12 protein-coding genes and 3 pseudogenes are annotated in these 9,959 nt (G+C 68.1%); 5 read left to right on the top strand and 10 right to left on the bottom strand.

From position 1 onward, the window contains the following. Window positions 1–466 (top strand): annotated as a pseudogene (locus tag U9983_RS24045) (ATP-binding protein); the annotation flags it as partial. A 541-nt stretch (window positions 467–1,007) separates the two neighbouring features. Further along, the gene (locus tag U9983_RS24040) at window positions 1,008–1,328 is read left to right on the top strand and encodes a thioredoxin family protein (RefSeq protein WP_322756193.1); all 321 of its coding nucleotides are present in this window, start codon (window positions 1,008–1,010) and stop codon (window positions 1,326–1,328) included. A gap of 98 nt (window positions 1,329–1,426) precedes the next feature. Here U9983_RS24040 and U9983_RS24035 read toward each other — a convergent pair whose 3' ends face one another. The 3 genes from U9983_RS24035 to U9983_RS24025 are packed head-to-tail and all read right to left on the bottom strand — an operon-like array spanning window position 1,427 to window position 2,675. Further along, on the bottom strand, window positions 1,427–1,735 hold the full coding sequence (locus tag U9983_RS24035) for a hypothetical protein (RefSeq protein ID WP_322756192.1): 309 nt from the start codon (window positions 1,733–1,735) through the stop codon (window positions 1,427–1,429). Next, a complete protein-coding gene (locus U9983_RS24030) occupies window positions 1,732–2,355 on the bottom strand; it encodes a Clp protease N-terminal domain-containing protein (protein WP_322756191.1) in 624 nt (207 codons plus the stop codon). Before U9983_RS24030 ends, U9983_RS24035 begins: the two co-directional genes overlap by 4 nt. A gap of 59 nt (window positions 2,356–2,414) precedes the next feature. Next, window positions 2,415–2,675 carry an RNA polymerase subunit sigma-70 gene (locus tag U9983_RS24025; protein ID WP_416211509.1) on the bottom strand — a complete coding sequence of 87 codons (261 nt, stop codon included), beginning with the start codon at window positions 2,673–2,675 and terminating at the stop codon, window positions 2,415–2,417. 114 nt (window positions 2,676–2,789) lie between these two features. Here U9983_RS24025 and U9983_RS28110 point away from each other — a divergent pair. Next, window positions 2,790–2,961, top strand: a pseudogene (locus U9983_RS28110) (DUF190 domain-containing protein); the annotation flags it as partial. A gap of 176 nt (window positions 2,962–3,137) precedes the next feature. On the opposite strand, the gene U9983_RS24015 reads toward U9983_RS28110, so the two are convergent. The 5 genes and pseudogenes from U9983_RS24015 to U9983_RS28105 all read right to left on the bottom strand — a co-directional run. Next, on the bottom strand, window positions 3,138–3,347 hold the full coding sequence (locus tag U9983_RS24015) for a hypothetical protein (protein ID WP_322756189.1): 210 nt from the start codon (window positions 3,345–3,347) through the stop codon (window positions 3,138–3,140). Then, entirely contained in the window at window positions 3,344–3,817 is a 474-nt protein-coding gene (locus U9983_RS24010; RefSeq protein WP_322756188.1) for a YdeI/OmpD-associated family protein, read from the bottom strand. Before U9983_RS24010 ends, U9983_RS24015 begins: the two co-directional genes overlap by 4 nt. A 69-nt stretch (window positions 3,818–3,886) precedes the next feature. After that, window positions 3,887–4,234 (bottom strand): C40 family peptidase, encoded by a 348-nt coding sequence (locus tag U9983_RS24005; RefSeq protein WP_322756187.1) that lies wholly within the window; start codon window positions 4,232–4,234, stop codon window positions 3,887–3,889. Between the two features lie 212 nt (window positions 4,235–4,446). Beyond that, window positions 4,447–5,235, bottom strand: a complete 789-nt coding sequence (locus tag U9983_RS24000; protein ID WP_322756186.1) for an AfsR/SARP family transcriptional regulator — start codon at window positions 5,233–5,235, stop codon at window positions 4,447–4,449. A 249-nt stretch (window positions 5,236–5,484) separates the two neighbouring features. Then, a pseudogene (locus U9983_RS28105) lies at window positions 5,485–5,577 on the bottom strand (NADP-dependent oxidoreductase); the annotation flags it as partial. A 367-nt stretch (window positions 5,578–5,944) separates the two neighbouring features. On the opposite strand from U9983_RS28105, the gene U9983_RS23995 reads away from it, so the two are divergent. Next, window positions 5,945–7,324, top strand: a complete 1,380-nt coding sequence (locus U9983_RS23995) for a right-handed parallel beta-helix repeat-containing protein (protein WP_322756194.1) — start codon at window positions 5,945–5,947, stop codon at window positions 7,322–7,324. A 37-nt stretch (window positions 7,325–7,361) separates the two neighbouring features. On the opposite strand, the gene nagA is transcribed toward U9983_RS23995, so the two are convergent. After that, window positions 7,362–8,531 carry an N-acetylglucosamine-6-phosphate deacetylase gene (gene nagA / locus U9983_RS23990; RefSeq protein WP_322756185.1) on the bottom strand — a complete coding sequence of 390 codons (1,170 nt, stop codon included), beginning with the start codon at window positions 8,529–8,531 and terminating at the stop codon, window positions 7,362–7,364. Between the two features lie 151 nt (window positions 8,532–8,682). Between nagA and U9983_RS23985 the strand changes: the two genes are divergently transcribed. Further along, complete coding sequence (locus U9983_RS23985; RefSeq protein ID WP_322756184.1) at window positions 8,683–9,195, top strand: NUDIX hydrolase; 513 nt, start codon at window positions 8,683–8,685, stop codon at window positions 9,193–9,195. Window positions 9,196–9,214: 19 nt separating this feature from the next. On the opposite strand, the gene U9983_RS23980 is transcribed toward U9983_RS23985, so the two are convergent. Then, a partial coding sequence (locus U9983_RS23980) for a cytochrome P450 (protein WP_322756183.1) occupies window positions 9,215–9,959 on the bottom strand: 745 nt, incomplete at its 5' end.

The following is a 9,959-nucleotide window of genomic DNA, read 5'->3' as shown; positions in this document are numbered from 1 at the left end:
CTTCGACCTGCTGCTCGCCGAGTTCGCCGACTTCTGGCGTGAGCACTCCGACGTGCTGACCCGCGGAATCGTCTACCACGAGGTCGCCCCCCAGCTGGTGTTCATGGCTTTCCTGCAACGCGTCGTCAACGGAGGCTGCGAAGTTCCGGGATACAGCGTGGAGCGGGAATACGGCGTCGGCCGCGGGCGCATCGACTTGTTCGTCCGCTGGCCTTACCAGAACCCGGACGGGAAACGGGCCGTGCAACGGGAGGGCATCGAGTTGAAGGTGTGGCGGGCCGGCGAACCCGACCCGCTGGCCAAGGGGCTGACCCAGTTGGATGGCTACCTTGACCGGCTCGGCCTCGACCGCGGTGTCCTGGTGGTGTTCGACCGCCGACCCGAGGTCGCGCCTATCGCCGACCGCACGAGGTTTGAGCAGGCGAGCAGCCCGTCCGGTCGCCCGGTCACCGTCCTGCGCGCCTGAGCAGTAACGTTGCGGAGCGCACGACCAGCGGCGTCGATCATTCCCGCAACCCCGCTTCTTGCTGCACGCTTCTTGTCAACCGCGCCCGAACGTTTCAGTCGGGCGGTCCCATGAGCTGGGCGCTGAAATATTGGAGTGCGCCAGCCTGGCCGACTGCCGCGTAGTGAATCTTTTATCCGAGGTTCGGTCCACGTGGTTTCTGGCCGCGACCTGGGCCATTTCCTGCTTCCTTCGGATCGGTCAAAGGCGACAGATTCTACAGCTCTACAAGATCAACCATGCTGCTCACCCTCACCGGCTGGTCGTGCCGGGCGTACATGGCCACGACTGGATGGCTACTGCGCCGCGGTGGGGCCGACCGGACACACCCGATCGGGTCGCCCTCTACGCGCTTGCCGTGTGTTCCGATACAGGTTGATGCTGGGGCGTGCGCACGGCTGAGGTGGTCGAGTGGCAGGGGTGGATAGCCAGGCGTTGCGGTACTTTGCTGGATGCCCTACATGCCGACGACATCGAGGGGAGTTGGGGAGGGACACCGCTGATGAGGTTGACGATTCTGCACGTCCCGGACTGCCCGAACGTTGCGACGCTCCAGGACCGGATCGGTCGCCTGATAACCGCCGAGGATGTTGTCACCCTCCGTGTGGTCGACAGTGCGGATCTGGCGGCGGAGGTGGGCATGACTGGCTCACCGACCCTGCTCGTCGACGGCGTCGATCCGTTTGCTGAGCCGGGCCGCTCGGCAAGCCTGTCGTGTCGGCTTTACCGTGACGCGGCTGGCCGCCTGGCCGGGTCACCGTCGCTGGCCCAGCTTCGCCACGCGCTTGATCCGCTGGCCGCTATCGACCGCGACGAACCTTAACCTGTTCGCGTTGCCGGCGGCGTCACCGTCGCCGCCGGCGCAGTCATCGCAATGCGACGGTGCCGCGCTGACCGGACAGGCACAAATGACGAGGTGATCTACGGCAGGCGCCGGCCCAACCAGCGCAACGGCCGGCCGATGACCGGGTGTTGATGCCACCGCCACCGGATGACCAGACACCGGCCAGCCCGCAGCCCATCACGCAGCCGGGAGGCCGGCGAGGGGCGCAGCGCGTCCTCCCGGCTGCGGGCCTGCTGATGCAGGAAGTGCGCGCACGACAGGCAGACCCCGACCTCGGGATGGTTCCCGAGCCGGACCAGGTCAGGCTCCTGGTAGGTGCCACCGCAGCACCAGCACGTCAGCGGCTCGGCGGCGTCTGACTCGGTCGTGGTCGCAGCTGTCGTCACGGATGCCCTTCCCTTCGGCCGATCAGGTCGCCGAGTAGATCTTCGCTGAGCCGGTCCACGTCGATTCCCTGCCCGGTCAGCAGCAGCCGGACTGGATGGGCCGTGCCGACACGCAGGCCCACGCGGCTGGCGTCGCGGCGTCCACGGCGGCCGAGCCCGGAGCCGAACGGGTCACGCGCGACGCGCAGGACACCATAAAGCAGGTGCTCGGGGCGGATCTCGGTTTCGCCGCGTGTGCCTGCGGTGGTGCAGGCTATGAGCTGCGCTCGCTTGATCAGATATAGCGGTCCGCACAGCGGGTTGTGCTGGGATCGTCCGCGCCACCAGGGCCGCAGGCGTACCCGTCGGGCCGCGTCGTGCACCGCCAACGTGCCGAAGGTCGCCTCCAGCTGGCGGCGCATCCGGGCCACGTCCACGCCGAACTCCCGCAGCAGGGCGGTGTCGTCCCGGGCGAGTGGCCCGGATTCGGCCACGATCCGCGCGATCTCCGCCCGCGCGGTCGGCAGGTCCAGTCCCCGCTCGTTCAGCATCACCGCGGCCGGGTTCGCGGCGTGCGCGAGCACCCCGAGCAGCAGATGCTCGTCGCCGAGATAGGGATGACCGAGGCGATCCCGTTCCACCTCCGCCAACCGCCTGATCTCTAGGCCAGCGGCCGAAGGCCGCCGCGCCATCCGGGCCATCAGTCCCGCCCCCGCAGTCGTCCGGCGTGTTTGTAGTGCATCGCCTGCTTGGTCACTCCCAGGACGCGGGCAATGTCGCGCCAGGACCAGCCCTGGGCGCGGGCGTTGTCGACCTGCAACTCCTCCAGCACCTCCACCAGACCCCGCAGCGCCGCCACGGCGGCCAGACCGGTCGCCGGATCGGGATCGCCCGCTGCCTCCACCATCTGACTGCCCCGCGCCCCCGCCTCACTCATGTCGTCAAAATAGATTGACGACATGAGGTCGTCAATCGTTCTTGACGACTCGTGGCTCGGGTTGGCTGTGCCGATCAAGGTCTCCAACGGCTGACCAGCACCTCGCCGCTCGCCGTCCTCCTGTCGTATCTCTGCGAGCCGCTGGCCAGCGAGATCGTGCACCGGGCGCATCGCGCCGGGCTGGCCGGCGCGAGCGTGTTCCGGGGCGTGGAGGGGTTCGGCGCCTCCTCGATCGTGCACACCACCCGGCTGCTGTCCCTGAGCGCGGACCTCGCCGGTGGCGGTCGTTGTCGACGACGCCCAACGCCGCTGTTCCTGCTCGAACCTGGCCGGCCGGGCCGTGGAGTAGTCGACGATCGTGATCGTGCGGTGTTCGACGCCGCCGATGAGCTCCGGCCGGGCACGGCAACCGGGTGCCCTCGGTGAGGCGGGCGAGCGCCCGCCGCGGAAGCTGGGAGAACCTCGCGACTGAAAACCAGCATCCACTCAACGGGCGCCGTGGCGCCTGACGTAGGTGTCCACGCCCCACCGGGCGCCTACCGTCGCCGGGAACGGTTCCACGCGGACTACCGCGCCGTCATCGGGAGCGTCGACCAACACCGCCTGCTCTACCTGCTCACCGAGGTAGACGCACCTGCCCCCACGGGTCCCGCCAGCGAGGTGCTGCCGGGAACGGTTCGCCGGCACCCGGCTCATGGCTTGGGACGCTCCTTGATCCCGGCGCTGAGGAGTCGGATCATTTCCGTGATGCGTTGAGCTCGTTGCTCGGGGCGGCGCTTGGTCGCGTCGATCCAACGCAGGTACGCCTTGCGGTAGAACTGGGCCAGCGCGTCGAAGAACGCGCTGGCCTCGGGGTTGGCGTCCAATGCGGCGGCGACGTCCTCGGCGAGGTCGTCGCGCTGCGGTCCCTCGGGAGCGATCTCCACAGTGATGGAGTCACCGATCGCGAGGGCATGACAGTCGCGCAGCCATGCTGGCCCAAGGGTGAACCCGCGTTGGTTGCCGCGCGTCTCGATAACGGCGCGGATGCGCATCCCGTTGATGGTGCCGGTGATGTGGTGCCGTGGCTTCGGGGACCATACCCGGTCGGGATCGAACGGCACTGCCACGAAAGCCCGGCCGCGCTCGTGGGCGGCGAGGGCGGTGGTGAATCGCTGCGGCTGCACCAGCTGATCTTTCCATGAGGTGGCGGATTGGGCGGCGGTGGTGGTGGTCGCTGTAGGTGCGACATCCGTTCAACGGACGCCTGGCGCCGTGGCGCCTATGTAGGTGTCCGAGCCCCACCTGGCGCCCACCGTCGCCGGGAACGGTTCAACGCGGACGACAGAGCCTTCGTTGGGAGCGTCGACCATTATTGCCTGGTCTCCCTGCCGACCGACGTAGACCCCAACGTGGGTGATGTTGTTCGAAGCGGTCCCGAAGAACACAAGGTTCCCTGCTTCCAGCGGCGCCCCGGCTGGCAGCTTCGGGCCGGCGTCGTACTGGGCCTGGGCGGTGCGCGGTAGCTGGATGTCGGCTGCGGCGTAGGCGGCCTGGGCCAGACCGGAGCAGTCGAAGCCGGGGGTGCCGTTGCCGCCCCACACGTACGGCTTGCCGAGCCGCGCACAGGCAAATTCGACCGCGGCGTGGCCGGCGCTGCTACTGAACTGATCGATTCCGAACTGAAGCGATGACTGAAATGTAGGGCACGCTACTGAAGTGTTCGAGTTCGGTTGAGACTTCTCCAGAAGCCGCCCAGCGCCCAATCGACATAGTGACTTCCGTGATCCGAGTGGTGCATCGCATCGGCCGTGCGTCAGCTGCCCGTCACCCGGCCTGCCGCTTGTTGGGCGCCCGCATGCCTCAGCTCCCGCGGCAGCACCGGCCTGATCAGCGATGTCAGCTGCATCGACGGCCCGATGCCGAGTTCACGCTGGAGCAGGTCGACGTAGGAACGGTAGGTGCGCAGCGCCTCGTGCGCGTTCCCTTCGGCAAGATGGACGCGGATGAGCGTCCGGTGTGCGCTCTCCCGCAGCGGATCGGCGCGGATCGCCCCGTAGGCGGCATCCGTCGCCGCGCCGAACCGGCCGGCGTCCAACAGTCGGTCGGCGAGGGACTCCAGCGCATGCAGGGTGAGCTGGCGGAGCCGTTCCCGCTCGAAAACGACCCAGTCGTCATACCAGCCCGGCAGCAGCACCCCGAGCAGCGGCTGCGGGCGCAGCGGGTGTCCGTCGCACCGGTCGGCCGGTTCCAGTAGCCGCCGCGCATAGGCGATCGTCTCGTCGGTGTCCGTCCGTACCGCGGGACACAGGCCGAGATGGGTCGGCGTCGCGATGACGAGTGTCCGCTCGGCGCGTCGCAGCCGCCACAATGCCGTGCGCAGGCAGCCGTTGGCCTGCGCCTGGTTGGCCTCGGGCCACAGCGTTCCCGACACCTCGCAGCGGGCGACATCCCTGTCCCACAGCGCGAGCAGCGCGACCAGGCGCTGGGCGGCCAGCGGGACCGGTGCGCTGCGCTGGTTCACGCACAACCGGAACCCGTCGAGCAACCCGACGTGGACACCGGTCGTGGGAATCCCGAGATCGTCTGCTGAAACGGATGTCATGAGCGCTCTGCCCCCGGTCTCGGTCGTATCCCGCTGACGAGACCACACAAGGGCACCGCTGCGCTTCCGGGAAATCCCTAGGTTCGGCCGAGTCGGCACGCCCGGCCGAAGCGACCGGGAACCAGGGGAATTCCCCGACACATCCCGTCCGCGGGGCGGCAGAACCCGGAGAAAAGGGCTTGTGAACAGGGCGTTCTGTCAGCGGGTCGGGCAGGCGAGCCCGCTGCCCGACACCTGCTCCGCCTCGGGCGAGCGGACACGATTCGCGAGACCATCGCCATAAGTAACCGAAATTACTCCGAGTGAACGCAACAGCGCGTAATCGGCTTCACCGGCCGTGCCGCAGGCAGGCCCGATGCATCCGGCATCTCATGTGTGACAGTTTTGAAGCCATTGTTGAACGCCCCTTCCGAACGACCCCCCAATCGTTACACGGTGTTCAAATGAAATGGATTAAAGAGGTATCTCATCAGGCCCCGTGATCGACCGCTGTGATCGACCGTCGTCTGGATCGCCTATACTCGCCCTGCCTCAGCACATCGAGATGTGAAGGACCCGTATGTTCGCGGATTTCAAGGGTAAGAGCTTGGCTCGGCGGACGACTCGATCCGCATCATTGCTCTTCGTAGCGTTTTCACTACTTTCAGTAGCAGCCTGTCGAGCGCCCGCCGGAGAGCCACAGGCTGCTCCCAGCGGGGACCCGCAGTTGGTGTCATCGAGTTCCGGTGACCTGTCGACAGTGGTGAAGAGCCTCGACAATCAGACCTTTCCCGCCGGTTCAACGTTCTACGCGGGGATCGCGGGTGCGGATGACGGAGCAGACATCCGCTTCACGCTTGACAGCAAGCCCCTCACCACGGTGAATCCCGGCATCGTGAAGGTGACCGGCCTGGCCGACGGCAAGCATTCACTGATCGCGGATACGTATGAACCTGATGGGGACAAGACCCGGAGAACCCACCGGTTCCGGGCGAACTTCCAGCTGGGCGGGACGACAGCCGGCGTGCAGGCCGCGCTTTCGGCGTCCCCGGACCCGGATCAGCAGGACGGATCCCCACCGCCGCCGGTGGCACCCGCTCCCGCGCTGGATCCGGTCGCCCCGGGCACGGAGGTGAAGGTGGCCGACGTCGCAAGCCTGATAAACGCGCTCAACACCGCCCGGCCAGGGATGACGATCACCATGGCCGACGGTCGCTACTCGGGCAAGGACGCCAAGGACATCAACGCCAAGAGCAAGCCCAGCGGTACGCCGACGAGCCCGGGACGGTTCAACATCCGGGTCTCGGGTACCGAAGCCGCACCTATCACACTGCGAGGCTCTCGCAATGCTGTGCTCGACGGCGGTGGCGCCGGCGGTGGCTACGCCCTGAACCTGCTGGGAGCGGGCTACTGGAAGCTCCAGGGGTTCACCGTGACAGAGGCGACCAAGGGCGTGGTCCTCGACGGTTCCAGCCACGTGACGATCGACGGTCTGTACGTGCACGACATCGGGCAGGAAGGCATCCATCTGCGGGCGTTTTCCAGCTATGACGTGGTAACCAACTGCCTGGTGGAGAACACCGGAGTGAAGACCGCCAGCTTCGGCGAGGGCGTCTACCTGGGGTCGGCTGTCTCCAACTGGGGCCGCTATACAGGTGGCAAGCCGGACACCTCGAACTACAACCAGGTGATCGGGAACACCATCCGTCACACCGGCGCCGAGAACATCGACATCAAGGAAGGTACGACCGGAGGCGTGATCCAGAACAACTCCTTCGACGCGGTCGGTATGTCGGGGAGCTGGGCGGACTCCTGGATAGACGTGAAGGGCAACAATTATATGATCATCGGTAACAAGGGCACGGTGAGCGGGCCGTCGGCGCTCCAGGACGGCTTCCAGACCCATACGATCAACACCGACGGTGTGGCGGTGGGCTCCGGCGAAGGAAACGTCTTCACCGACAATGTCGCCGACCTCGGCGGAGCGTCCGGTGTCGGCTTCTGGGTTCAGAATCCGCGGACGTCGAACAACAAGATCAACTGCACATCCAACAAGGTGAGCGGAGGTACCGGTTTCGTGTCCAAGGACGTGACCTGCGTCAATTCATAATCCATGACGTGTTCGCCGCAACAGTGGCGGGTCCGGGTCACGACCACACACCGCCGGCCATGACCCGGACAAGGTGAAGATCGACGTCGAGGACGACGAGGTCGGCGGCCAGGCCCACGGCGATCGCTCCGCACGTGGCGGACAGGCCGAGCACGCGGGCCGGGTTCGTCGCCGCCGCGGCAGCTGCGACCTCGATCGGGATGCCGGCGTCGAGGACCGCCCGGCGCAGGGCGTCGTCCATCGTGAGTGTGCTGCCGGCAAGCACGCCCGAACGCGCCAACCGCGCCTGGCCGTCGCGCACCCGCACGGCCTGGCCGCCGAGGATGTAGTCACCGTCACCGGCGCCGGCCGCATCGATGGCATCGGTGACCAGAACGAGCCGATGCCGATCGCGCGCGACCATCCGGGTGATGGACGGGTGTACGTGCACACCGTCGTTGATCAGCTCGCAGGCGACGTCGACGTCGGCGCCGGCGCCGGCGTCGAGAGCGGCCCCGACCGGGCCCGGCGCTCGATGGTGCAGCGGCGGCATGGCGTTGAACAGGTGGGTGGTCAGGGTCGCGCCGGCTGCGAACGCGGCGACGGCCTGGTCGTAGGTGGCGTCGGTGTGCCCGATCGCGGCCACGATGCCGCCGTCCACGGCATCGGCGATGATCTCAGCGGCGCCGGGCAGTTCCGGTGCGACCGTGATGACGCGCAGCGTTCCCCGGGCCGCGCGGACCAGCCGGGCGAACACCGCCCGGTCCGGGTCGAGCAGATGCTCAGGGGCCTGCGCGCCACAGCGCGCGGGCGCGAGGAACGGCCCCTCCAGATGTGCCCCGAGCACGTGACCGTCGGCGCACGGACCCCGCTCGACCAGGTCGGCCACCCATGACAGCTGCTCGGCGAGGTCCTCGACAGCCGCGGTGACCAGCGACACGAGCGTGCCGGTGGTGCCGTGCGTGCGGTGGAACGCGACCGCCGCGGCCATCGCCGCCGCTGAGGTGGCGACGTCGTGACCGCCGCCGCCGTGCACATGCAGATCGATGAATCCCGGCAACAGCCAGGCGCCGTCGAGATCGGTGACGGACTGCCCGGCCGCCCTCGCGGGCACGCCGGTACCGACCGCGGCGATGCGGCCCCCCTCGACCTCGATCCACCCTGGATCCAGGACACCTTCGGGAGTCACCACCCTGACTCCGGCCAGTACACACTGTGGCACGCACATGGGCATCCTCCTGCGAGTCACACCGGCCACACCCCCGCCACCAACCGCCGGCTGGCCGGCTGCCCCGGGCCCCGGTCAAGGACGTCCGGTCGCATCCACGGTAGGGAAGACGACGGCGGGGCGGATAACGGACGCTCTAAGGTCATGGAACATGACCAGCGGACGACTGCCACCGGCCGAGTTCTACGCGACACTGCCGCGCGCGATCGCGGGGGCCGCAGGCCTCTTCCACGATCCCGACGGCCGGGTCCTGCTCGTCCAACCCTCGTACCGCACCGACACCTGGCTCATCCCCGGCGGCCACATGGACCCGGGCGAGTACCCGTGGGACACCGCACGGCGGGAAATCAAGGAAGAACTCGGCCTGGATGTCCGCCCCGGCCGGCTGGTGGCCGTCGACTGGGTACCGCCTCAGGACGACGGACGACCGGCGCTGGTCAACTTCATCTTCGACGGCGGGACGCTCACGGCCCACGACGCCGAACACCATCTGAACCTACAGGCCGACGAACTCACCGCCTGGCGGCTGTGCGCCCCCGACGAGTACGACCAGTTCCTCGCCCCGTACATGGCCCGGCGCATCCGCGCCTGTATGGACGCCCTGCACACCGGTCAGACGGTGTACCTCCAGCACGGACGGCCACCGCAGGCCCCGACCGACTGACCGCGCCGGGCGTCAGGGGTCAGTCCGCGGAAAGGTCGAGCGGGAGCGAGACCACCCCTCGGTGGATGAGGCTGGGCAGATAGGTGAGGGTGTCGGTGGCCAGGGACAGGCCGGGGGCCCGCGCGATGAGCGTGCGGATCGCGGTTTCCGCCTCCATCCGGGCCAGCGGCGCTCCCAGGCAGTAGTGCAGACCGAGGCTGAAGCCCAGATGGCGGCGAGGGGCCGAGGCGGCCGCGTACCGGGTGATGTCGAAACGGTCGGGATCGGTGAAGACGGCCGGGTCCCGGCCGGCGGAGGCCATCAGGACGATCACGCCGTCACCGCGGGCGAAGGTGTGCCCGGCCACGGTCGTCTCGGTGAGCGCGACCCGCATCGTGAACTGGGTGGGCGTGTCGTAGCGAAGCATCTCCTCGACGGCCGCAGGGGTGAGCTCCGGTCGTTCGCGCAGCAGAGCCAGCTGGTCGGGATTGCGCAGCAGAGCAATCATTCCGTTACCGATGAGGTTGATACTCGTCTCCATGCCCGCGACCAGCAGGAGCACGCAGATGCCCAGCACCTCGGCCGCGGTGAGGACCTCGCCCTGTTCCTCCACCCCGACGAGCATGCTCAGCAGGTCGTCGGTGGGGTGCGCCCGCCGCTGCCCGATCAGGGCGTGCAGGTAGGCGACGACCTCCTGGCCGGCTCTGCTCCGGTCTGCGACGTCGTGGGCTGACAACAGGTCGTCCGGGTCGGTGCCACGGGCGATCGCCAGCTCCCAGTTCCGC

Source organism: Protofrankia sp. Cas3, assembly GCF_963555955.1.
Classification (GTDB): Bacteria; Actinomycetota; Actinomycetes; order Frankiales; family Frankiaceae; genus Protofrankia.
This window is presented reverse-complemented; position numbering and strand designations above follow the sequence as displayed.

Bases quoted from the DNA above. Each gene is read 5' to 3' on its own strand.
- U9983_RS24040 (WP_322756193.1), top strand. From the start codon at position 1,008: ATGAGGTTGACGATTCTGCACGTCCCGGACTGCCCGAACGTTGCGACG.
- U9983_RS24000 (WP_322756186.1), bottom strand. From the start codon at position 5,235: ATGACATCCGTTTCAGCAGACGATCTCGGGATTCCCACGACCGGTGTC.
- U9983_RS24025 (WP_416211509.1), bottom strand. From the start codon at position 2,675: ATGTCGTCAATCTATTTTGACGACATGAGTGAGGCGGGGGCGCGGGGC.
- U9983_RS23985 (WP_322756184.1), top strand. From the start codon at position 8,683: ATGACCAGCGGACGACTGCCACCGGCCGAGTTCTACGCGACACTGCCG.
- U9983_RS24015 (WP_322756189.1), bottom strand. From the start codon at position 3,347: ATGAGCCGGGTGCCGGCGAACCGTTCCCGGCAGCACCTCGCTGGCGGG.
- nagA (WP_322756185.1), bottom strand. From the start codon at position 8,531: ATGTGCGTGCCACAGTGTGTACTGGCCGGAGTCAGGGTGGTGACTCCC.